This window comes from Microseira sp. BLCC-F43, from assembly GCF_041929235.1.
Lineage (GTDB): Bacteria > Cyanobacteriota > Cyanobacteriia > Cyanobacteriales > Aerosakkonemataceae > Microseira.
Map to the genome: position 1 here is coordinate 1 of NZ_JBHFNP010000093.1, position 22,149 is coordinate 22,149.

Consider the following 22,149-nt stretch of genomic DNA (forward strand, 5'->3'; position numbering starts at 1 on the left):
AAATTGGCAGAAGGGTTCGCTTCGGCGGACTCGAAACTCGACCCTGACGGCTACAGGTGGAAGTGGCACGAGTGCAAGTTTTACTATGCGTACGCGCCACAGGCGGTCGATGACAACGGCTCAAAGGCTCTTGCTGTCTACAATTGAGGTAAAATTTGATGGCGCGCTGCGCTGAAATTTTGCTGGAAATTTGTACACTGAAGAGTTGCTCTAGTTGCCAAGGGATGGATAGAAGGGCCAAGTGCTTACCAAACTGAATATATTCGAGAAGGTGCGATACCTGCCGATGCTCGAGGTTGGGTTGGACAATCCTAATTATTTAGAGTTTTTTAGGAATCTAGATTTTGCCGCGCTATCTCAAATTTTTAGCAAGTAATTAGCAAGTAGATTGTTGAGGAATCAATCGTAATGAAAGCCTATCAAATTCAAACTACTGATGGAATTGATGGACTCAAACTCGTCGATTTGCCCGAACCCAAACCCGGTGTTGGACAAATCTTAATTCGGGTACGTGCGACTTCGTTGAATTATCGCGATACGGCTGTTGTCAGTGGCAGGTATCCCGGACAAATACTACCCATAATTCCTTTATCCGATGGTGCAGGTGAGGTTGTAGCGATCGGGGAAGGAGTAACGCGAGTCAAAGTGGGCGATCGTGTGGCGGGTATCTTTTTCCAAGATTGGATTGCAGGCAGACTCACTCGCGCAAAAATCAAATCGGCACTGGGCGGCGCGATCGATGGTATGTTGGCGGAATATGTCGTTCTCAACCAAGAAGGTGTCGTTCTCCTACCCGAACATTTGTCTTATGAAGAAGGCGCAGCTTTACCCTGTGCTGCGGTAACGGCGTGGCAGGCACTCGTCACAAGGGGGCAATTAGCCGCAGGTGAAACGGTTTTGCTGTTGGGAACGGGTGGTGTTTCTATCTTTGCCCTGCAATTTGCCAAAACCTTGGGAGCTAAAATTATTATTACCTCCAGTAGCGATGAAAAGTTGGAACGAGCAAAGGCAATGGGGGCGCAGGAAACGATTAATTATAAAACCTATCCCGAATGGCAGGAGCAAGTTTGGAAATTAACCGATAAAGAAGGCGTGGATCAGGTGATTGAAGTGGGTGGTGCTGGAACTTTAGATCGCTCGCTGCGATCGGCGCGTGTCGGCGGACGGGTTAGTTTGATTGGTGTTTTGGGCGGTGCGGGAGATGTAAATTATGTGCATATTTTGCAGAAAAGCATTGACGTTCAAGGTATTTATGTTGGGAGTCGCGAAATGTTTGAAGCGATGAATCGCGCGGTCGCATTGCATCAAATCCAACCTGTCATCGATCGGGTGTTCCCTTTGACTGAAGCACCAGAAGCTTACCGCTACATGAAAAGTGGCAGTCACTTCGGGAAAATTGTCATTCAACTTTAGTGCTTTAACAATTAGGGCTTGTATCGATTAACCTGAACGAATCTAGGCAAATTTTGCATCACTGTTGCTACATAGGGATAGTTATGATGATTGCGGGAATTACTTAAATCAGCAAGCAAATAGGTAAACTGAGAAAGCAAACTGCCGTTTCGCTTACGGAAAACACCAAAATAAATGCGCGAATTACTTAAATGAGAAAGCAAACGGGCTGTTCAATCTCTGGGCTTAGGGCTACTCCCGGCATCGAGAGAGAGAACACTAACAACCCAACTAGCACAACCATAGCGAGTCGAATCCATTGTTTCATGCTTTGGCAGGTCATGCCCAACGGCATTGCCAGGACATTAAGAAAATTGTAAATTTTGTTAATCTCAGATTTTTCGGAAATTTTTACCGTAAAATACCGAGATGTCATGAAAGATTGGCTCACGGACTTCTCCTACCGCCAAAGGAGTTGCGCGATCGAGCCATCGAAAATCCCCTTGTTTGATACCAAATTCCACAGCATAAACGAGTATGGCAGATAACAAACATCCCACAATTGGACTGGTTGAACCTCCAGCAACGGGACTATACGATGCAGAAGGCAAAAATTGGACTTCTCTATACAGACATCGTTCCTTAATCAGCAAGCAAGTTTTAATCCCTGACTTGCAAGCAGGCGGATTTGATGCCCGATTGGTCAACCTCAGAGATGACAATTATAGTGAGGAATTTGGGGAGGTTGTCTGGAAAGGGATGACGCTGCGGAAAACATATGTCGGGGGCAAAATTTCCGCTCTCGATCCCCACGCCTATGATGCTTGGGGAGTTACAGTTAATTTCTCCCAAGATCGTCAAGTCACTTGTATGGTGATTGAGCATCTGGCTAAGGGGGGTCGTCCTGTTGTTGTTGGTGGATCGGATGCTTTCGCTGAACCGCACCACTACTTGAAGGCGGGCGCAGCAGCAGTTGTTCAGGATAAATCCGGGGCAGCCAATTGGGCTATTTTTGATTATGTACTCGGAAAAACCCCACGAGAAGAACTCACGGGTGTCATTCTCGCAGATGGAAAACAATATGCCAAGAAGGCTAAAGCAAAAAGTCCAGATGAGTGGGCGCTACCTTCTGTGGAAGTGGCGAGGGAGTGTTTAGGGACACTTCCCAATGTCCAGGGATTTGTGCCAGTCGGTTCCTTGGTAGCGGACATTGGTTGCGATCGCACTTGCGATTTTTATGACACCCACCTACGGTACTGGCTTTCGGAGAATGTCCCCAGAAACATCCCTCAAATGGTTGGCTATCCAGAAAGAAGCGGGGGCACGTTCAATCAATATCGGTTCCGATCAATTCCTCGCCCGTGGACTCTTTCCAGAGGGACGACAAGAGATTCTCGACATTACCAATGGTGCTAGGGAGATGGGAATAACTCTCATGTGGCCGAATGGTTTAGAACTGAGGAAAACCACTCTGGGAGCTGGGCGTAACTACGAAAGCAGCGATCTCAGACCTGACGAAGAATTGATTGAAGCACTTTTTGGCTGGGATGGCAAAGTCGGTTGTCCTTTGGCTTATATCCCTGCTGAACGTCCCGTTTTTGGACGAGAAGCATACAAGAAACTGTTGCCCTGGCAAGAGCATTGTACGTTGATGAAATCTGTAGTCAGAACTGGTGTACCTGTCATTGCTTACGGCATCATTATCGGACTACCCGATGATGACCATGAGGATTTGTTACGTCTTGAGGAAGCGATTACAGAACTGGTGGATGAACTGGTAGAGATTAACCCTCAATTGGAATTTCAAACTTCCTGCTACAGCATTATTCCCTTGCCCGGAACTCCGCAAGCTTATAACTTACGCAAGACAGGAATGCTACAGTTTGAAGACACCTGTCTTTGGGGGGTATGGACAACCACTTCCAAGACTAATCACCTTAGCTACGAAGAGGTTTCCGATTGGCAAATTCGTCTATCTAATATTCGGAGAGCAGCGTCTGGATTTACCAACTATAACGGGGAATATTCAGCGATGGTTAGTACAGCTTCCTCCAACGACTCAAAGATTGTGTTGGGGAATTTGAACTAAACACCGCCCTTTTGGGCTGCCCCCACTTACAGAGGTTTGCATAACTAACGGGTACAGCAACGCCGTTATAGCGGATTGCAGGCGCATGAGGTAAACCGAAAGAATGCAATAGCGGCTGCCATTTTTGCTGCCGCTATTGCATTCTGGCGCCAAAAGGCTGTACTTAACTCCTGGCGATTGGTGGTTTTCTACCTGGCAGCCTGAGGAAGTTCCTCTCGACAGCGCTATGGTTAAATCAGAGGATTGGCAGTTAAAAGCAGAAGATAACTGGCATGGTTTCGCCAATCTTACTTCTGGTCAGGCAATTCTCGATCCAATTAAGGTAACTCTGATTTGTCCTGGAGTAGGCGCAGGGGAAGGAGAGGTTGGTATCCCAGCGGCAGTTGTCTCCAAGTTCCTCTGGGAGAATGGACTCACTGTAGAGAAAACCGGAATATACTCCATGCTAGTGCTATTCTCCATTGGCATCACTAAGGGCAAGTGGAGTACATTGCTGACGGAACTGATCGAGTTCAAGCGTCTCTACGATAACAACGCGCCCCTTGATATCGCGCTCTTGAGCGTTGCGCCACGCTATGCCGGACGCCAAATGGGTCTGCGAGACCTCTGCAATGCAATTCATGAGTCCTACCGTGCCAACAATATATTGCAAGCGATTCATGATATGTATCTCACGCTGCCTGAACCGGCGATGCGTCCAGCCGATGCCTACAAAGCCTTGGTACAAGGTGATGTTGAGCGGGTAGACATTGAGGAGGCAATCGGTCGGATCGCTGCCAGCATGGTCGCTCCTACTCCTCCAGGCATCCCTGTCATCATGCCTGCAGAACGCTTCATCCCTGAAAGCCGATCGATTATCGAGTATCTCAGGTTTACACGGGAATTTGACCGACAGTTCCCCGGTTTCGAGAATGAAATCCACGGTCTGCGGATTGAGGAAAGTGCTTCCGGCAAGCGCTACACGATCGATTGCGTCAAAGAGTAATCTGCTTTGCAGGTCAGAAACCCGGTTTTTGCAAAAAACCGGGTTTCTTTCTATGAACGCTAATTGATTTGCCAATAGATTTGCTAAGTAACGCAAGTTGCTAGTTACTTGCATTGTGGGTAGGTTGTTGCGCTGTCTTCGCTCTTATAGCAACTTAAATAGAGGGGGAGGAGGAAGAAGGTACCTAATACAAAACTAGGGTTGTATAACTAGCAACTTGAGTTAAGTAGGTGAATATAAATAAACTGAACGCACCGCAGGCACCGACGCCCACCCCACAAGAGAGCTGAAATTCTTGTGGGGTGGGCATTGGAGCGGGTCCTATGCTTAGATAACTATTTTCACTTTATTTACCTGCACCTACTTAACAGATTAATCTGCCTTGAATTCTCGCGATTTTTAAAATATTTATTCGGGACTTACGCAAAGAAACTAAGGGCGATCCGAAAAATCGTTGGTTTGGAAACCAGAGATCAACTCTTCACCTTTGTTTCTGGCAACGCCCTTGGGTAAGTCCTGTTATGGAAAGATTGCAGAATCTGGAATTTTAGATCTGGATCTTTTTCAATCTCTGCGGATCTAGAGCTTCTTGAAGTATCTGGCAACCGGGAACAGGCGGAAGCCTCGCTTTTCATAGGTGCGACGTGCTGGGGCATGACCGGGATCGCCTCCGGTCTCGACCATCGCCACAGACATGCCAGCATCTTTCATCCAATCAAGCGCGAATTCTATCAGAGCAGAGCCAATGCCTTGACCTTGAAAGTCTGGATCGACGGCGACCATGTAGATTTCACCCATGCTGCTTTCCGAGTGTAGTTTCACAGCTACAAAGCCGACCGTTGAATCAGCGGCGATCGCCACCCACACATTTGTGTCGTCCGCAGCACAGACACCCTCGACAGCCTTTTGCTGGCTCACGCGCCAATTATCGGGATAGAATGCTCGGTACACGTCAGCGTCCATCGCCTTCTGAATCGAATCAAACACCGGAGTCCATGCTCGCAGCGAAAGACGAATGACTGCATCAAGTTGATCGGCGTTGTAAGGTTCAATCCGTATTTCCATATGAACAGACTGAGTAAAGAGTCCTTTTTGTACTCTATGGTATTTTCACCATTCCCATCTGAGCGCACAAATGTTGCTCATCCTCTTTTACACTCGCACTATTCCTCAAATAATCTCTCACCCAATCGCAACTCCGTGCTAATAATGCCTCTGAACCTAAATCTAAATTCAAATTCCACAGAATCACTTTACCAATAGAATCTGACGAAGCAAGAATTCGACCATCGGGACTGAAACTGACGCTTTTAACTCCAGAACCTTGACCGCCAAGAGTTTGCAATACTTCTCCCTCAAGGTTCCATAATTTAACAGTCATGTCTTCACTTGCCGTCGCAATAACTTTGCCATCAGGACTAAAAATCACCGCATTCACTTCACCTTGATGACCGCGAAGTGCAATCAATTCTTCTCCCTGAAGGTTCCAAAGTTTGACTGTTTTATCTTTACTAGCAGTGGCAATTATCTGACCATCAGGACTCCAAGCTACCGCTTGTATTCCCGCTTCATGTCCTCGCAAGGTTGCTAATTCTTCACCTTGCCGATTCCAAAGTTTAGCGGTGCCATCTTCGCTCCCAGTGGCGATAATTTTACCATCGGGACTGAAACGAATGCTCCAAAGTCCCGCTTGATGTCCGCGCAATGTTAATAGTTCTTTGCCAGAAAGACTCCACAATTTAGCAGTTGTATCCCAACTCGCGCTAGCAATTGTTTGACCGTCAAGACTAAAACTAACGCTTCTCACATCCGCTTCATGTCCTTTAAAAGTTGCCAGTTCTTTACCTGCCAAATTCCAAAGTTTGACCGTCTTATCTCGACTCGCAGTCGCAACTAAGCGTCCATCTGGACTAAATTGAAGACTTCTGACGGTATCTTGATGACCTCGCAGCGCCACCTGTTCCTGTCCTTGGCGATTCCAAAGTTTGGAAGTCATATATCGACCAGTTGTACCGAGAATTTGACCATCGGGACTGAAAACCACACCCCAAATCGCTTCCTCTCCTTCAGTATCGCTCCAAGTGACAGCTTTGTAACCCAAATCTGACCCTTCCAAGTTCCAAAGTCTCACCGTTTCATCTTCACCACTACTCGCAAGAGTTTGTCCGTCGCGAGCGAAATTTACACCCCAAACTGCATCGGTATGTCCCCGCAAAATTTGTTGTTGTTCGCCTTTGCGGTTCCAAATTCTGACTGTTTTATCTAAACTTGCAGTCGCAAGAGTTTGTCCGTCGCGACTGAATACTACACTGGTAACTGTATCTTCATGACCTGGCAAGGTTAGTAATTCTTCTCCTTCTAAATTCCAAACTTTCGCGGTTTTATCTCGACTGGCAGTGGCAATTGTTTTGCCATCAAGACTGAAATTAACATACATTACCCAATTGCTATGTCCGCGAAACGTTCGCAATTTCCTGCCATCCAAACTCCAAAGTTTAGCCGTCCCGTCGCGACTGGCGGTTGCAATGCTTTTTCCGTCGGGATTAAAACTAATAGCAAGAACTGGTTCATTATGGGTATCAAAAGACTGCAATTCCTCACCCGCCAAGTTCCAAATCTTCATCTTTCCGTTCCATTCCATCGAGGCAATCGTCTTGCCGTCAAGACTCCAACCCACGCAAGCAACCCAATCTTTATGACCACGAAAAGTCACTAATTCTCGACCATCTTCGACGCGCCAAATTTTAACTGTTTTATCTCGACTTGAACTGGCAAGCATCTTGCCATCAGGACTAAAATTAACGCTCCAAACTGCATCGGTATGTCCCCGTAAAGTGTGCAAAAGTTGTCCATCTCGCTGCCAAATTTTGACGGTTTTGTCCCAACTAGCGCTTGCCAAAAATTGACCGTCGGCACTGAATTTTACCCGCGTGATTACATCCCCGTGACCGACCAAACGGTTTCGTTCTCGCACCCAATAGAGCGACTGTCTGAGTGTCTTTTCTACTCGCACTTTTAGGTCTGTATCCGCATTATTCCAACCAATTTGGTTTAATTTGATACCCGCTTTTAGACTTTCGAGCAAAGCATCCAAAGTTTGATGGGATTCAAAAGCCGCTTCTGATGAGAGGGTCAGCGCTTTCACTTCACCAAAGGCAACTTGTTGTTTTTGTTGCGCGGTTTGCCAAGCTAGCACCGCCGACAATCCCAAAAGGGTAACTGCGCCTAAAGAAAGCATCGAGATTAATATTAGTCCGCGTCGAATGGTTTGTCTGGCTTTCTGTTCGGCTTCTGCTAGGATTTGATTTGCCCGTTCGGAGACTTCTAAAGCACTTTGCACTTCGCGTTTATCCAGGGCTTCGCTAGCAGCTAAAAATCGATAATCTTGGTTGCTTAAACTCTTGCCTTTTGCCCAATTTTGTGCATCTTTAAGCGCTTTTCCCCGCAAGAGGCAGGTTTCATCTTGATAATCAGAAGCGACCCAGGCGTTGAGTAAATCGGCATAGGGTCGCAACTTCTTTAATTGATTTTCTACCCATTCTTGGGTAAACACTTCCTGATAGATGCGGTTATAAACTCGCAAGCTACCCTGTTGTTTGACGACTAATCCTGATAAAAGTAATTCGATTTTTTCCGGGGAATCATCCGCTGTCACGCCATTATTTTGTAAGATTTGCTGGTATAATCCTAGCAATCGGCTGGCGCGTTGTTCGTTGTTGAGGAGGCGATCGCGTATCGTCCGCAGATGAGGCGGTTCGTCTTGTGCAGCCCAGTTTTCGATAATGTGCGATCGCGCAATACCAGCGACCTGTTCCGCAACTTCCCCATGCTGGGTCAGCACCTCGCGTACCAACTTGTTGAGGTAAGGAAATTCGGTGTTGGGAATTGGGAATTGGGAAACATTTCCCGTCCCCCCATCTTTACTTTCAGCTATCAACTGACATAGCTTTTGAGTCAGAAATGGTTGTCCCCCAGTCCAAGATAAAACTTCTTTTAGTACTGCTTCGGGATTATCTACCTTATCGACCAATCCTCTTTCTAATGGTTCAACTTCCTGCAACTGAAATCCATTCAATTGAATCGCCCGACCAATATTAAAAGGCGTTCTGGTTTTATCTGCAATCAAATCCGAAGGCGTTGCTACTCCCAATAAAGCAAAAGTCAGATATTTCTGTTCGTGACAAGATCGAAGTAGGGAGAAAAAATCATCGGTATTAAACGGTAAACTGATAGTGCTATCAATTTCATCGAAAAAAATTGCAATTCGTTGCTCGATTAACTCTGGCAATACTGCTTCTAACAATTCACCCAATCGACCAACGGGAGATAAATCTTGTCGTTCTGCTAACCACTGACGCACATTAATTTGACCAGATAAGCGGAAACTCCGCACCAGTCGCATAATAATATCCGCATACCACTGATCCGGAGTTGTATTGCGGTTACCAATCCCCGACAAATCAACAGTAGTGCAAGCAATTCCATCTGCTTGCAATCGCTTCGCCACTTGCACCCGCAGACTAGATTTTCCCATCTGACGACAATTGAGGACATAACAAAACTCACCCGCTTTTAAAGCATTGTAAAGTTCTTCATCCGCTTGCCGTACCACATAGCTGGGTGCATCGACGGGGAGACGACCACCCACTTGATATTCGTAAGATGAAATCAGTTTTTGCATAGGGGAAAGCCTGCTGCGGGTGATAGTAAATTATATCGCTAATTTACAAAGGCATCCGAAAAATTGCCGCAAAATCCGCTAGCGAAAAAGAACGACTCTCGGTGGGATGAGGTGAGAGCGATGCTTGCCAGATAATAATTAAAGATATGTTAACGAGCGTACTTAAGACGGCGGCTGTAACTAAAGTACTATTGAGATTAGACCCTGACTTGTTGTTCATCTCGATTGCCTCGCAGTTGCGAATGTTCTTTTTATATAATTTGGCAATCGATCTGTCGATACAGAAAAGTTAAGGAGTTTGGGGGGGAGTGGAACTTAACTTTTCATAAATTTCCCCGGCGACGGAGTTGTTAGACAGTTATCTTAACAACTGTGCCGCTCTCATAATCGCCGATTTCGCGTTTCAGAGGTCTGGGAACGCATTCATCAAGCAGGATTCGCATATGCAATCAGCATGTCCTTTGCTAATTCTAAGGCTGCCATCGCTTGGGCGCGGATCGCACTAGGAAAATGCTCGAGTAAAACATCAAGAGAATCACCAGCTTCAAGATAATCAAGAAAGGTTTTAATTGGTACGCGAGTGCCAACAAAAACAGGATTTACTCCCAATATATGAACCGAAAACGTAAACTTAAGAATCAAAGCTAGAAAAGGTGAACTCGAAATATGGAAAAAAGAGTGCGTGTTGGCGCGACATAACAAATCGTTGTGTCGCTGAGTTATTGGAGAAGTCTATTACGCTCAGCGGTAAGCCGCTACGACCATTTGGTTTGTGTGCAGGAGAGTTTACATTTCCCGATAATTTTGATACACCTTTGCCATAATAAATTGTAATTACTCACTACAATTAGGAGCGATCGCTCCTGATTGTGGATGCGATCGCACACAAAAAATCTTGACATTTTCAGTTAGCTCAACCACGGGGTAGGGGCACGGCATTAGTAAGTTTTGCCTTGAAACCTCAAAGCTTTTCGGATGCCGTACCCCTACGACTATGCAAACAAGAATTGAGCAGTATTAGCAGCAGCTAAATTTAGACCAATGTTGTCTCTAGTAAATCCAGTTACACCGCGCAATTCGGCAAGCAGTTGACCAGTGCCAAATCCGCTATTGCCTTCGAGTCCATCGCCCAGGCGGAAGGAAGTGCTATTGCCATTAACTACTACATCGATCGCCGCAATGCCTTCAAACTGGAGTAGATCGCCGCTAGGTCGATGAAATTTATCAATGCGATCGCTTCCATCACCGCTGCGGTAGATAACGGTATCTACATTGCGATCGCCTCCCAGATACAGCGTGTCATCCCCAGCATTTCCCATCAGGATATCGGCACCAACTCCGGCATAGAGATGATCGTCGCCATCACCACCCCGTACAATATCATTGCCACTTAATGCCCGAATGATGTCATTGCCGCCTTGACCGTTAATTACATCGTCGGAGTTGGCAAAACCGCGCACATCATTGTCCAGGTCATTGAGGAAAGTAACTGTGTTGCGATTCCAGATTTGACTCTGGGTAGAATCTGCATCGAAGACATCGATATTGTCTTGCAGCTGGGGGTTATCCCCAAACACAATATTGCCAACTTGTCCGTGCTGACCACCGGGAATCGGTAAATTATCCAGATTCTCCAAAGCAAAATCTTTTAGGATGACTTTCGTATCGTCAACCCCTTCAAAACTGACTTCTAAATCTGCACCAATTTGAGTGAGCAACAGATTTTTAGCAATTAAATCGGCTCCTTTGAAGACCAGTTCATCAAAGGTAGACAGTATCTCCTCAGACGGATTGCTGCCCCGCCCTACGCCGGTAAAGCCTTCAACTACGATCGTGCCATCGCCCCGGTTAACTTTGACTGGATAGACATTACTATTGGGATCTCCATCTTGTGCAGAATTGTTGGTGAACGTTACGTTGTTATGAGTCAAAGTGCCGCCAGATTGGACGAAGATAGCACCACCCCAGCCTAGTCCACGGTTGGAAGGGTTACCTCCTAATCCACCAGTGGCAGAATTACCGATAAAGCTGCTGTTTGTCACGGTAAAGCGTCCGCCTTCCCTCACAAATACAGCACCACCCAAACCAGCGCCGCCGCCGCCTGCACCACCATTTGCTCCTATAAAAGGAGCAGCACCGTCACCTGTTGGGGGTGAATAGTCACCCAAACCACCACCATTGCTACCACCAGCTGCAAAGGCACCTCCCGCACCGCCTTGACCGCCTCGACCATTAAAACTTCCAGCACCACCTAGCGTGTTACCACCACCACTGCCACTGCCCCCACCACCGCCGCCACCTGCACCGAAGCCACCCGCCCCGCCATTGCCGCCGTTACCCCCATTGCCAGGGGCAAATATAGGACCCGCACCCCCTTCACCGCCGCCGCCGCCACCGCCGCTGGCACCGCCCACACCAAAATTGCCATTGCCCCCATTGCCACCGTTACCCCCATTGGCGATCGCACTTGAGTTGTTGTAGATCCCGGCTGCGCCTCTGATGCCAGCAGTACTAGCAGCGCTGCCAAACAGAGATCTGCCTCCAGCACCCCCAGCAAAACCAGGCGTGCCACTATTAAGAGCAGCACCACCATCTCCCCCGTCTCGAAGCCTGCCGCCACCCTTGCCGCCTACTGCCCGGTTAGCAACGAAGGTGACTCGATCTGCCGTTACATCGCCGCGATTGATAAATAGGGCACCGCCAGCCCCTAAACCGCCGCCGCCGCCCTTTTGTCCATCCCCACCGTAGATATAAGAGTTGTAAAACCCTAAGTTGGAGAAGCTAACGGTTGCCTGGTTGACAAAAACAATTTGGGTGCGATCTTGTCCACTGAAGCCGCTGCTGTTAGTACCATTGCCTTGAAAGGTAATTCTTCCCGGATTGGAGTTGATGACGATTGGCTGATTAAGTTGTGCAATCTGGTTCAAATTAATCGTGTCATCTCCGGAGGAAGCGATCGCCCAATTAACAGCTTCCCGCAAACTTAATTGATTATCATTGGGGTCAACAACATCGTCGTATCGAGTCACTGTAAAAGTTGCCATTTGAGTTTCTCCTAGTTCGCTTGTATGTTTGTGGGTTGAAATTGCACGTGAAACATTCCCTGGAACGGCAGTTGCAGCCCGCTGCACGGTTCCAGAAGAATATGGGTTATAGGGTTGGAAAAACCTGGTGCGATGGGAATCGCTTGCTACTGGGGTGGCAAACTTCCCAATCGTTAATCTTGTTATACAAGTTCAGCCTGGCACAGTCGATACAGAAAAGTTAAGGAATTTGGTCATCTCGGAACTTAACTTTCCTTTCGTCTGCCAAAAAGAGAGTCCTTCTGAAAACGCGATCGCTTAAGTCGGTATACAGCTATGCTTGTAACTTTATCGACATCAACATTGTTCTGCCAGATGAAGTTCGCGTTTATGTTGAGTCGCAGGTGAGGGCAGGAGCTTACCGTAGCATCGGTGAGTATTTTTTGGATTTGGTGCAGCAAGACCAACGACGCAAGGCGCAAGCAAAGTTGGAGGCACTGTTGCTCGAAGGCATCAATTCTGACGCGCTGGAAGTGACACCAGATTACTGGCAGAACTTGCGGGAATCAGTCTTGGGGCATGATGGTACTGCAACGACAAACAACGCCGATGTATGAGTTATAGGTTGATTATCAGAGGTTGTTATGTGGGTGGATTAAAGTGACCAAGTTGCTTTAATCCGTTCAAATTGTCCCACACTGCCCACGCTTCCACGATTTGATTGTCCTGTAACCGATAGATAGCAAGGTAATCTGCTGTCAGTTTTTTCCCACTCGGCGGATACGATCCCATCCAACCTTGTTGCGTTCCCTGGAATCGTTGCCGTACTGCTACTTTATCTGCTTCGGCAAGCATGTCTTCGATACTTTCTTTTGCATCAGGAAATGTTTCTAGTTCTCTGCGGAGAAATGCTTTAAGTTCATCTCGATTGCAGATTCCAGGTTCACCAGCAGCTTTGCTATATCGCACGAAGTTGGGCGCAACCAATCGATCGAGTTTGTCCCAGTTTTGTTCGTTGATCGCATCAACGAACTCTCGAACAATATTCTTATGAAGCTCGGCCTTTTCTTTGTCGTTGCTATGAATCATATGCGTTACTGTTACTGGTTTGAATTCTGACGAATAATTGGTAAATTATGATGCTGCGTTCCCGCAGCGTCAGCGAGGCATATCGCTTCCACAATAATCTCTGTTTTTACCGAATTTGCCAGGAAACAGCTATGATGTGCTGACTCGTGCATTTCCTCAATTTGCTTGTCTGTGGGTAAGTTATCCCCAGAAAATATTGCCTGTGGACGCAGATAAATTTTGGCGATCGCTAGCTTTCCCTCTTCATTTTTTTCCATTAAACCAATCGCGCGGTCGCTATAGCTATCAACGATAAATTTCCTTTTGGCTGCAATAGAAAGAAACCAAAGCATGTGACAGCTTGATAGAGAAGCAATAAAAGCTTCTTCCGGGTCAATACAGGCAGAATTAGAATAGGGCACGGTCACAATATCTGGCGAGGAAGAAGCAGCAATCTCGGCTCCTCCGTCAAATTGCCAAATATGTTCGCGACTGTATTTGTTATCTGTGAACTTGGCTTGGTTACGCTGCCATTGAACGATTGCAATATGCTCAGACATTGCCAGTTTCTCGGTACACTACTTTAATTTTAGTTTAAGACATTCAATCAAATGTGGACGGTTGAGCTAACTTTAACGGCTTAGATAGGGCGCTTAAAATAGGCGACAACCCCATAAACGCTAGCCTTTCCACCTCCTAATGGAGCTACTGTAACAAGCTCCCATTGCTGTTGTGCCATGTGATTCAAAAAATCTGTCCAATATTTCCCCCTCCACTCGAAAACTTCCTCACCCTGTATACGGATCCACTCAATTTCCTGAGTCCATCCTCTGCCTACCCAAGCATAGGCAACGCTGCAATATTCAACCATTTATGTATCTCCATTTTAGTTTCTAGATTGACCAATGCCAAGTTTAACTTGATGATATTTCCTCTCTATTTCGCATTTCTAAGGGACTCATATTCCGCTTTTTTTGCCGCACAAATGCAGCCATTTTCAGCTGGAGCGCTCGCGGGGTAGGGAACATCTAAAAGCTTTGAGTTAGCGTCAAAATTTACTGATGTTCCCTACCAATATCGCTCGCACTTACGCAAACAACAACTCTGTTGTATTATTCTCAGCGGGGTAGACCCACAAATGCAGCCATTTTCAACCGCAGCGGGAGCGGGGTAGGGAACATCTAAAAGCTTTGAGTTAGCGTCAAAATTTACTCATGTTCTTTATGATGATCGATCCCACTCACGCAAACAACAACTCTGTTGTATTACCAACCAGCAAATTCGCACCCAGATTATCTGATATAAACTTAGTGGTTCGATTGGGTATCGGTAACAAGTCATCGCGCAGGGTGCCAAAAGGCACATGGCTTATACCCGACTGGGCGCTACCCCCATTCACCACTGGATCGAATGAGGTAATTGCATTCCCCACGAGTTCAAATGCACCGATATCAACAGCATCTTGAGGACGGGTAATGCCGCGCTGATCGGTTGTTGGGGCATTGCTGTTATTGCCAGCATCAATTGCAAGACTGCCCGCAAGCAAGGCGTGGGTGAAGGTTGCACCGCCGTTATCTTGCAAAGTACCGATTAAAGGATCGATGGGATTCGCTGCTGTACCAACGATGTCGCCATTCAATCCGTTGGTGAATCCACTGACACCGTCGCCATTGCCAATCAGGTTATTTCCTCCGCTGGTGAAGGAAGCGATCGCTCCCACATCATTATTATTCCAGTTGCCTGCTACGATGCTGTTGGTAACGGTGGTGGTGCTGTGCGTGCCGTTGAACAAACCGTTGCCGTCGCCATTGCCTACATTCGCTGTAATTGTGCTGTTAATAACGGTGGTGTTAGCAAGGTAGGCAGCGATACCGCCAAAGTTGTTGGCAAAGTTGTCGCTGATGGTACTGTTGATGATAGTTGCAGTGCCGCGATCGTTGTCAATTGCACCGCTGTAGGTTTGACCAAGATTGCTGTTGATGGTGCTATTAGTTACGGTTAGCGTGCCGCCATCGTTGTTAATACCACCTCCTTCAACTAAGGCTAAATTGCCAAAGATCGTGCTGCGATCGACATTCAAATTTCCTCGGTTTAAAATCCCACCACCGTGACTGTTGGCAGTGTTGCTATCGATTGTGCTGTTGCGGACTGTGGCAGTACCCAGATTGAAGATGCCACCTCCGAAATTTGCGGTGTTGGTGGTAATAATGCTGTTGAGAAGAGTCAGATTTTCGCGGTTATAAATTGCGCCGCCGTTGTCATTTGTCGCACCTTCGGTTAGGGTAATTCCATCGACAATCAAATTGATCGCAGTATTGCTATTGCCATCATCGACGTTGAAAATGTGGGAAGTATTGTTACCGCTAATCGTCAGATTATTTGCGCCCAATCCTTGAATATTTAGGTTTCTGGCGAGCGCCAATTCGCCGAGTTTCAGACGAATTGTTCCCCCCGTTAAGCTAGAGTCAAAGTCAATGGTTCCTCCCGCCGCAGTAGCAAAAATTGCCTCGCGCAGAGACACATCTCCAGGGGCTAAATCGCCATCAAATTCATCAATTAGCGTGTCTACCGTCAAGCGATCGCGCAATTGAAATTCAGCTTCCACTGCCCCAATATCCACAGCAAAACCTTGGGGGCGAGAGGCACCGCGTTGGTCGATTCCGGTGGTATTGGAATTGCCATTATCGATCGCCCGACTGCCAGGAAGCAAGGCATGAGTGAAAGTAGAACCACCGTTATTTTGCAGGGGAGTCAAGCGCGGATCGATGGGAGTGGTGCTAGTACCGACGATATCCCGATTCACGCCATTGCTAAATCCCGTGCTGCCATTAACAATTCCAATTAAATTAAAACCATTACTCGTAAAGCGTCCATCCACATCGGGACTTTCTTCTCCGCTATCAAAGTTACCGGCAATAATCGTATTGTTAACTGACGTTGTGCCTTGGAAGTTGCGAATACCTCCGCCATTTCCTTTATCTACCGCGTTGTTGGTGAGGGTACTACTAACCAGTTGTACCGTACCGTTAAAGTTAAAAATACCGCCGCCGTCGCTTTCAGCAGCATTGTTGCTAAAGGTACTGTTATTTACTTCCACCCTACCGCCGAAATTGCCAATCCCGCCGCCATCATCAGAGGCGATATTGTTGCTGAGGGTGCTGTTATTGAGGCGCAATGTCCCCAAATTGTTAATGCCGCCGCCGTCATCAGAGGCGATGCTGTCGCGAATTGTGCTGTTGCTGAGATTGAGGATACCCCGGTTATCGATCGCGCCGCCATCTTCTTGACTAAATCCATCGGTAAGAGTCAACCCGTTGATGTTAACTTGCGTATTGCCGCCAATCCGAAATATTTTCGATTCCTTGCTGCCGCTGATGGTGAGGTTGTTTGCGCCTAAACCATTAATCGTGAGGTTTTTGTCGATTGCTATTTCTCCTAGAGTTAGTGCGATTCGCGAAGCGATCCCTTCGGGAATCGCGCCGCCTGTAAGACTGGGGTCAAAATTCACAGTTCCCCCATCAGCTGCGGCGAAAATCGCCTCTCGCAGCGATATATCGCCGGGAATGAAATCGCCATCGTTTTCATCATCGAGAAGATCGACTGTGATGTTGCTAAAACCGGGAGTAAAGGTAAGCGATCGCACATTGAAACCAGAAACATCTCCATTCCCACGAATATGGAAAGCAGAAATAGGTTCGTTGTTGAATAAAGCTGAAACATTGACTTCACGACCGCTAATTCTGTGGATTCCTAGAAAATTACCCCTAACCCCCTGAGCGGTGATGGTTGCCTCTGCGGGAATGCCGTTAACGCTACTGCCCGTCTCTGCCGACAATCCTACTTCATAAGATACGTTCGTAGCCGCGCCGCGCTCAAAAGAAAAGGAGGCAATCTCACTGCCGTCGATCAAGTCATTTCGCCATCCTCCAAATACGCCCACTCCGCTCAAACCAACGCGATCGTTTGTCACGTCAGCAGAACCCGTAATGGTTAAGCCAGACTGTTTGAAGACTGGTGTCCTAAAATTGTCGATTGCATCGAAATTTACAGTTACCATTGCAATTTTTTCCTGTAATTCAATTAATGACTTATGTGTAGATGCACTAATAAAAATTGGTCGCTGGTTGCCCAACGCTGTGTTTAATCAAACCCCGAAAGTTTTAAGATATCGCTGTAATTCAGTTGTAAGATTTGCCATAGGAGTCGTCGATACAGAAAAGTTAAGGAGTTTGCGGCGCGAGGGAACTTAACTTTTGCTGCTTGGTGGACTTAAGTGGAGGATGGGGAAGCCGCACACCGCACTCGAAGGTGTACCTCATACGGCTGCAATCCGCTGCGATCGCAGATCGCCGGAACCAAAACCGGGATTGTTGATAATGCGATCTCCAATTCTGGGTCAACAGGCATGGCACTCTCTGACGAAGAAAAAGCACAAGTAGAATGGATGTATCGCAATTCGATACAGGCGGAGGCGATTACACCAGGGATCGCTATCAGTGGTTAGATGCTTTGAGTCTGGACGATATTTGGGCTGATTTAAAGCAGCAACAAGTTCCGAAAGAATAAGGCGATCGCCATAAGTTTAGAGTTTGAGCAAGGTAAAAAATGGTTACCTATGCGATCGCGCTAAATTTTTCCGGAAACAATCGAAGAGTATGAACCCTAATCGGAGCTTCTAGTCCTTTCAACTGCACTTCATTTTGCTCCCAGGAATTGTCTTGCTCTTTGAGATCTGTCAGCACAGAATCGGTCACAACAATATCATTACCTTTGCTCAGTCCTTGCACTCTGGCGGCGGTATTCACCGTCATCCCAAAGTAATCGGGGCGTTCGTTCAGCGTAACGCTAATGCAAGGCCCCGCATCAATGCCGACTTTGAGAATCAGTTGATTGGGTTCTAAAAGATGCAATTGCTGATTCAAAACTTGCATTTGCTTTTGCATCGCGATCCCAGCTTCAAACGCATCTGCCGCAATGGTAAATGCTGCCATAATTGCGTCGCCAATGGTTTTCACGACAGCCCCATTGTGCCGAGCTACGATTTCAAATAAAACATTAAAATGCTGGCGCACTAAACTATAAGCAAACGCATCTCCATTGCGACTATAAAGTGCAGTTGAACCAGCCAAATCGGTAAATAGAATCGCAACTCGCCGAATCAACAAACTTTCATTCGGAGGAATTGTTTCCCGGGGAAACAAGTCGCGAAAGGTTTGTACTGTTAATAAACGATGTCCGGAAACAACCCCAAAACTAGGATCGATTTGGGATCGAAAGGCTAAATCATCAGCATTTTTTGGTAATTTTCGCAACCTTTCATCAATGCTGAACGTCACTCGCACTTGCGAGTCCGCATCGGTGAAATGCACGTGGCGACAAGCCGGACAAGAATGCTGAGTTCCCAGATCGCTCAAATGTTTGGGACTAAAGTCAATTCCGTTGCATTTAGGACATTGAATTTCCCAATTTAAGGTAACAATGCCTTCTTTAAGCGCCATTACTAAAAGTTGCAAAGTTGCTGCTTCTGTTAAGTTTAACCGTTGTGCGATCGCGCGGGGATTTGCATGATAGAGCCATCGGCTGTCTTGTTCTTGTAAAAAGTTTGCCAGTCGTTGTTGTCTCGATGGTTCAATCCCGTAAGCGGCTAAAGCTGCTACAGCTTTTTGAATAGCGCGGCGATTGGGTTGGTAAAAGTTCAACATGGCTGGGGTGATTTCCTATAGGGTGGAATGTAAAGCGAGCGTTTGTGATAGTAGCGCACCCCTCGATTGCCTCGCGGTTGTAACTCTTCTTGTTATATAACTTAACAATCCATCCGTCAATACAGAAAAGTTAATGAGTTTAAGCTGAGAATAATGTTGATGGTGAGAATAATTTACACTTAGCTCAAAGCAATAGCCAAGAAGACGATGGTCTTGAGTTACACGAGCGATTAGAGTTACTAAAGCATCGGTGTTTTATTACAGTCAACAAATCCCATGACGATCTGTATCCCTATAGTGATTCGTATTGCGAAGCAGCCTAACTTTACCGCGTCACCTTCCAGGTCACTCGTTCCCAGGTTCCACCTGGGAACGAAATTCTAGAGGCTCTGCCTCGCTAAAACTAAGTCCTGAACATATTTGTAGGGTGGGCGCCTGTAACTATCGCTGGCTCACTTGTTGTAGCCTCAGGACTTACGCAGCAACTCCATATATAGCGGTAGCGGTGCCGTACACCGCTGATAACGCACCCTACATTTTGAGGCTTTGCGTCAGTCCTGAGCCTTTTAGCCTTTTGGTACGCAATGCCCATCTTTCGTTTGATCGCGCCTACCTACTTATGAGGTGCAATATTGTTGCTCGTAGCTCGAACGTTCTAGTTCTGAGCTTGGCAGTTCTAGTTCTGAGCTTGGCAGTTCTAGTTCTGAGCTTGGCAGTTTGAGTTCTGAGCTTGGCAGTTTGAGTTCTGAGCTTGGCAGTTTGAGTTCTGAGCTTGGCAGTTTGAGTTCTGAGCTTGGCAGTTTGAGTTCTGAGCTTGGCAGTTTGAGTTCTGAGCTTGTGCGATCGCGAATATTTGCGATCGCATTGCAATTGCCCTTCTCGAAGCGGCACCAGAAACCCACAAGCAACCCGGTTTCTTCAAAAAGATGCCCCAATCGGCATGGCATTAAGCTGATGTGCCTTCAAGTTGCATAATGCAGATTGCCCCAAAGACGCACCGGACGCACCAGACAGGGAGACGCGGTGATGCAATTTAAATGACGATTAGCTTAGTAGCGCCTGAGGGTCAATTCATTCGCGTCAATCGATCGCTTTGTGAGATCCTTGGCTACAGTCAAGAAGAATTGCTGACCAAAACCTTTCTTGAAATTACCCATCCCGACGATCTGGTAATTGATTTAGAGCAAGTACAAAAAAAAAGTGCTGTCCGGTGAAATTCACACCTACCAAGTGCAGAAGCGGTATTTCCATCAACGTGGTCATGCGGTTTGGATGCTGCTGAATGTATCGCTTGTCCGAGATCGCCGGGAAGAACCTATCTACTTCATAGCCCAAATTCAAGACATTAGCGATCGCTATGCCATCCCTCAGATGAAAGATGAATTTATCTCGATTGTTAGTCATGAACTACGAACCCCGCTGACTGCCATTCACGGCGATCTCGGCATCTTGGAATCGGCACTTTATAGCAACAATTCCGAACGGTTTAACCATCTAATTCAAATCGCCCTTAATCATAGCGATCTACTGGTACGATTGGTCAATGACATCCTCGATCTGGAGCGGTTAGAATCTCGAAAAACCGAGCTGGTGATGGAATCATGTGAGGTGACGGATCTGATCCAGCAGGCAGTTGAAGCCGATCAGCCTCTCGCCGATGCAGACCATATCTATCTGGATTGGACGCCGTTTCCCGTCTGGGTACTGGCTGCACCGGATGCGATCGTGCAAACATTAACAAACCTGTTGAGCAATGCCATCAAATTTTCGCCTGCTGGCAGTACAGTGTCGGTAAGGGCAAAGATGGTCGAAGCGAGTCAGGATGTCAGGCAGAGGATCGCCCCATTACCCCATACGCCACTACCCTATATTCTCTTCTCGATTCAGGATCGAGGACCTGGGATTCCTGCCGATAAACTCGAAACTATTTTTTTTGGTCGATTTGGGCAGGTGAATGTGCAGGCTTCTCGACGCAAGGGAGGAACGGGGTTAGGACAAGCCATTTGCCAGAGCATTGTGCAACAGCACCAAGGACAGATTTAGGCAGAGAGTGTGTTGGGAGTAGGAAAAGCACCTTTTATTCACCCTACCAGTTCAGGATGAAACGATATAGCCAAGGTTGTAGATCGCTGAAGTTACCCTTGGGGGGCAACTTCAGATTCACAGATCAGAAATTTTGTCCTTTAGGGGGGCTATGGCAGACCATATACCAACCGACAAAGCCCTCGACGCAATCATCGACATTCTTGATCCCATTCGGATCTTCCGGCTTGAACAACCCAATATCGCAGGAAACGCTAGCAAGTGATGCCAAGTTAGCGCCAGCAGATGCCCCCCAGAGCGCAACTCTATTCGGATCGATACCAAATTTATCAGCGTTAGCACGCAGGAAGCGGATTGCCTCATTCACATCCTTAATTGCGGCTGGGAACGGGTTTTCGCCGCTCAAGCCATATTCCAGGGAGGCGACAACGTAGCCAGATTTAGCCAGAGCAGCCAACACACTCGGAAAATCGAATCATTGACCAGCGCGTCGCGTATTTCCATTCGTCCATGCGCCACCGTGGACGAAAACAACCAAGGGGTATGGTGGAGCTATAGTACTGTCAATATCTCGGCCTTTGTAGAGATCGAGGCGTAGGGGTCGAAAGCCTTACAGTGTCGTGTAGGTCATATCGCCGTAGACAGTAGCATCATCCAGCTCGACTATGCGAGGTTGCAGTGGATCGCAAGCACTTGGCATTTTGTTACTGGTTGGGAATTCAATTTGATATTGGCTTTCCCGTGGAGGAATTGGTAATTCCACATTTTCTCGAGCGCAATTAATTGGCTGATAACCATTTTGGGGTATAGGAATTGGCAGGTCAGTTTCTGCACTTAGGGCTACTCCCGGCATCGAGAGACCGAACAGTAACAACCCAACTAGCATAACCATAGCGGGTCGAATCCATTGTTTCATCATTTAGCATATCCTGTTTAATTATTAACAAAAAATATACTATTATCATAAATTTTGTTCATCTGATATTATTTTTTTTAAACAATAGGTTCAACAGCACCAGAGACAGATTTGGGCAGAGATTGAAACTTCTCCCGATGCCGCTACGCTCAAACCGGGAGATTCCTTAGAACCATTAATCTAGCTTTTCGTCCGTCCCTAAGAAAACTATCTGGCTAGACTTTTCTATGTAGCTACGAATCAGCAAGGG

General features: G+C 46.9%; 20 protein-coding genes and 1 pseudogene. 8 read left to right on the plus strand and 13 right to left on the minus strand.

Going from position 1 to position 22,149, the window contains the following annotated elements; translation table 11 throughout:
• The first annotated feature begins 408 nt into the window (after nt 1-408).
• From ACE1CM_RS14250 to ACE1CM_RS14265, 4 genes are all read left to right on the plus strand, one after another.
• Nucleotides 409-1,413, plus strand: a complete 1,005-nt coding sequence (locus ACE1CM_RS14250; RefSeq protein WP_374878179.1) for an NAD(P)-dependent alcohol dehydrogenase — start codon at nt 409-411, stop codon at nt 1,411-1,413.
• A 516-nt stretch (nt 1,414-1,929) separates the two neighbouring features.
• Complete coding sequence (locus ACE1CM_RS14255) at nt 1,930-2,808, plus strand: hypothetical protein (protein WP_374878180.1); 879 nt, start codon at nt 1,930-1,932, stop codon at nt 2,806-2,808.
• Nucleotides 2,809-2,827: 19 nt separating this feature from the next.
• The gene (locus ACE1CM_RS14260) at nt 2,828-3,481 is read left to right on the plus strand and encodes a hypothetical protein (protein WP_374878181.1); all 654 of its coding nucleotides are present in this window, start codon (nt 2,828-2,830) and stop codon (nt 3,479-3,481) included.
• A gap of 136 nt (nt 3,482-3,617) precedes the next feature.
• Nucleotides 3,618-4,466 (plus strand): hypothetical protein, encoded by an 849-nt coding sequence (locus tag ACE1CM_RS14265; protein ID WP_374878206.1) that lies wholly within the window; start codon nt 3,618-3,620, stop codon nt 4,464-4,466.
• Between the two features lie 579 nt (nt 4,467-5,045).
• Here ACE1CM_RS14265 and ACE1CM_RS14270 read toward each other — a convergent pair.
• From ACE1CM_RS14270 to ACE1CM_RS14290, 5 genes are all read right to left on the minus strand, one after another.
• The gene (locus ACE1CM_RS14270; protein WP_374878182.1) at nt 5,046-5,531 is read right to left on the minus strand and encodes a GNAT family N-acetyltransferase; all 486 of its coding nucleotides are present in this window, start codon (nt 5,529-5,531) and stop codon (nt 5,046-5,048) included.
• A 34-nt stretch (nt 5,532-5,565) separates the two neighbouring features.
• The gene (locus ACE1CM_RS14275; RefSeq protein WP_374878183.1) at nt 5,566-9,147 is read right to left on the minus strand and encodes an AAA-like domain-containing protein; all 3,582 of its coding nucleotides are present in this window, start codon (nt 9,145-9,147) and stop codon (nt 5,566-5,568) included.
• A gap of 43 nt (nt 9,148-9,190) precedes the next feature.
• Nucleotides 9,191-9,367, minus strand: coding sequence for a hypothetical protein (locus ACE1CM_RS14280; RefSeq protein ID WP_374878184.1), 177 nt, complete (start codon nt 9,365-9,367; stop codon nt 9,191-9,193).
• A gap of 206 nt (nt 9,368-9,573) precedes the next feature.
• A complete protein-coding gene (locus ACE1CM_RS14285; protein WP_374878185.1) occupies nt 9,574-9,789 on the minus strand; it encodes a DUF433 domain-containing protein in 216 nt (71 codons plus the stop codon).
• Between the two features lie 350 nt (nt 9,790-10,139).
• Nucleotides 10,140-12,191, minus strand: coding sequence for a hypothetical protein (locus ACE1CM_RS14290; RefSeq protein WP_374878186.1), 2,052 nt, complete (start codon nt 12,189-12,191; stop codon nt 10,140-10,142).
• A gap of 383 nt (nt 12,192-12,574) precedes the next feature.
• Here ACE1CM_RS14290 and ACE1CM_RS14295 point away from each other — a divergent pair, with 383 nt between their 5' ends.
• On the plus strand, nt 12,575-12,787 hold the full coding sequence (locus tag ACE1CM_RS14295) for a hypothetical protein (RefSeq protein ID WP_374878187.1): 213 nt from the start codon (nt 12,575-12,577) through the stop codon (nt 12,785-12,787).
• Between the two features lie 25 nt (nt 12,788-12,812).
• Here ACE1CM_RS14295 and ACE1CM_RS14300 read toward each other — a convergent pair whose 3' ends face one another.
• The 4 genes and pseudogenes from ACE1CM_RS14300 to ACE1CM_RS14315 all read right to left on the minus strand — a co-directional run.
• Nucleotides 12,813-13,259 (minus strand): ester cyclase, encoded by a 447-nt coding sequence (locus ACE1CM_RS14300; protein WP_374878188.1) that lies wholly within the window; start codon nt 13,257-13,259, stop codon nt 12,813-12,815.
• Nucleotides 13,260-13,270: 11 nt separating this feature from the next.
• Nucleotides 13,271-13,798 (minus strand): OsmC family protein, encoded by a 528-nt coding sequence (locus ACE1CM_RS14305; protein WP_374878189.1) that lies wholly within the window; start codon nt 13,796-13,798, stop codon nt 13,271-13,273.
• A gap of 80 nt (nt 13,799-13,878) precedes the next feature.
• Nucleotides 13,879-14,109: a hypothetical protein gene (locus ACE1CM_RS14310; protein ID WP_374878190.1), complete on the minus strand. Its 231-nt coding sequence runs from the start codon at nt 14,107-14,109 to the stop codon at nt 13,879-13,881.
• Nucleotides 14,110-14,730: 621 nt separating this feature from the next.
• Nucleotides 14,731-17,295: pseudogene (locus ACE1CM_RS14315) on the minus strand (choice-of-anchor Q domain-containing protein); the annotation flags it as partial.
• Between the two features lie 216 nt (nt 17,296-17,511).
• On the opposite strand from ACE1CM_RS14315, the gene ACE1CM_RS14320 reads away from it, so the two are divergent.
• A complete protein-coding gene (locus tag ACE1CM_RS14320) occupies nt 17,512-17,742 on the plus strand; it encodes a hypothetical protein (RefSeq protein ID WP_374878191.1) in 231 nt (76 codons plus the stop codon).
• Nucleotides 17,743-17,851: 109 nt separating this feature from the next.
• On the opposite strand, the gene ACE1CM_RS14325 is transcribed toward ACE1CM_RS14320, so the two are convergent.
• Entirely contained in the window at nt 17,852-18,940 is a 1,089-nt protein-coding gene (locus tag ACE1CM_RS14325) for an adenylate/guanylate cyclase domain-containing protein (protein WP_374878192.1), read from the minus strand.
• A gap of 617 nt (nt 18,941-19,557) precedes the next feature.
• Nucleotides 19,558-19,887: a hypothetical protein gene (locus ACE1CM_RS14330; RefSeq protein ID WP_374878193.1), complete on the minus strand. Its 330-nt coding sequence runs from the start codon at nt 19,885-19,887 to the stop codon at nt 19,558-19,560.
• Between the two features lie 90 nt (nt 19,888-19,977).
• Here ACE1CM_RS14330 and ACE1CM_RS14335 point away from each other — a divergent pair, with 90 nt between their 5' ends.
• Both ACE1CM_RS14335 and ACE1CM_RS14340 read left to right on the plus strand, forming a co-directional pair.
• A complete protein-coding gene (locus ACE1CM_RS14335; protein ID WP_374878194.1) occupies nt 19,978-20,154 on the plus strand; it encodes a PAS domain S-box protein in 177 nt (58 codons plus the stop codon).
• Nucleotides 20,141-20,983 (plus strand): sensor histidine kinase, encoded by an 843-nt coding sequence (locus tag ACE1CM_RS14340; RefSeq protein ID WP_374878195.1) that lies wholly within the window; start codon nt 20,141-20,143, stop codon nt 20,981-20,983. Before ACE1CM_RS14335 ends, ACE1CM_RS14340 begins: the two co-directional genes overlap by 14 nt.
• A 124-nt stretch (nt 20,984-21,107) precedes the next feature.
• On the opposite strand, the gene ACE1CM_RS14345 is transcribed toward ACE1CM_RS14340, so the two are convergent.
• Together ACE1CM_RS14345 and ACE1CM_RS14350 are read right to left on the minus strand one after the other, a co-directional pair.
• Nucleotides 21,108-21,443, minus strand: coding sequence for an alpha/beta hydrolase fold domain-containing protein (locus tag ACE1CM_RS14345; RefSeq protein WP_374878196.1), 336 nt, complete (start codon nt 21,441-21,443; stop codon nt 21,108-21,110).
• A 150-nt stretch (nt 21,444-21,593) separates the two neighbouring features.
• Complete coding sequence (locus ACE1CM_RS14350) at nt 21,594-21,902, minus strand: hypothetical protein (RefSeq protein WP_374878197.1); 309 nt, start codon at nt 21,900-21,902, stop codon at nt 21,594-21,596.
• Between the last annotated feature and the right edge of the window lie 247 nt (nt 21,903-22,149).

Coding starts and splice junctions, on each gene's coding strand:
- ACE1CM_RS14250 (WP_374878179.1), top strand. CDS start 409: ATGAAAGCCTATCAAATTCAAACTACTGATGGAATTGATGGACTCAAA.
- ACE1CM_RS14255 (WP_374878180.1), top strand. CDS start 1,930: ATGGCAGATAACAAACATCCCACAATTGGACTGGTTGAACCTCCAGCA.
- ACE1CM_RS14260 (WP_374878181.1), top strand. CDS start 2,828: ATGTGGCCGAATGGTTTAGAACTGAGGAAAACCACTCTGGGAGCTGGG.
- ACE1CM_RS14270 (WP_374878182.1), bottom strand. CDS start 5,531: ATGGAAATACGGATTGAACCTTACAACGCCGATCAACTTGATGCAGTC.
- ACE1CM_RS14275 (WP_374878183.1), bottom strand. CDS start 9,147: ATGCAAAAACTGATTTCATCTTACGAATATCAAGTGGGTGGTCGTCTC.
- ACE1CM_RS14280 (WP_374878184.1), bottom strand. CDS start 9,367: ATGAACAACAAGTCAGGGTCTAATCTCAATAGTACTTTAGTTACAGCC.
- ACE1CM_RS14290 (WP_374878186.1), bottom strand. CDS start 12,191: ATGGCAACTTTTACAGTGACTCGATACGACGATGTTGTTGACCCCAAT.
- ACE1CM_RS14300 (WP_374878188.1), bottom strand. CDS start 13,259: ATGATTCATAGCAACGACAAAGAAAAGGCCGAGCTTCATAAGAATATT.
- ACE1CM_RS14305 (WP_374878189.1), bottom strand. CDS start 13,798: ATGTCTGAGCATATTGCAATCGTTCAATGGCAGCGTAACCAAGCCAAG.
- ACE1CM_RS14310 (WP_374878190.1), bottom strand. CDS start 14,109: ATGGTTGAATATTGCAGCGTTGCCTATGCTTGGGTAGGCAGAGGATGG.
- ACE1CM_RS14325 (WP_374878192.1), bottom strand. CDS start 18,940: ATGTTGAACTTTTACCAACCCAATCGCCGCGCTATTCAAAAAGCTGTA.
- ACE1CM_RS14330 (WP_374878193.1), bottom strand. CDS start 19,887: ATGCCATGCCGATTGGGGCATCTTTTTGAAGAAACCGGGTTGCTTGTG.
- ACE1CM_RS14335 (WP_374878194.1), top strand. CDS start 19,978: ATGACGATTAGCTTAGTAGCGCCTGAGGGTCAATTCATTCGCGTCAAT.
- ACE1CM_RS14350 (WP_374878197.1), bottom strand. CDS start 21,902: ATGATGAAACAATGGATTCGACCCGCTATGGTTATGCTAGTTGGGTTG.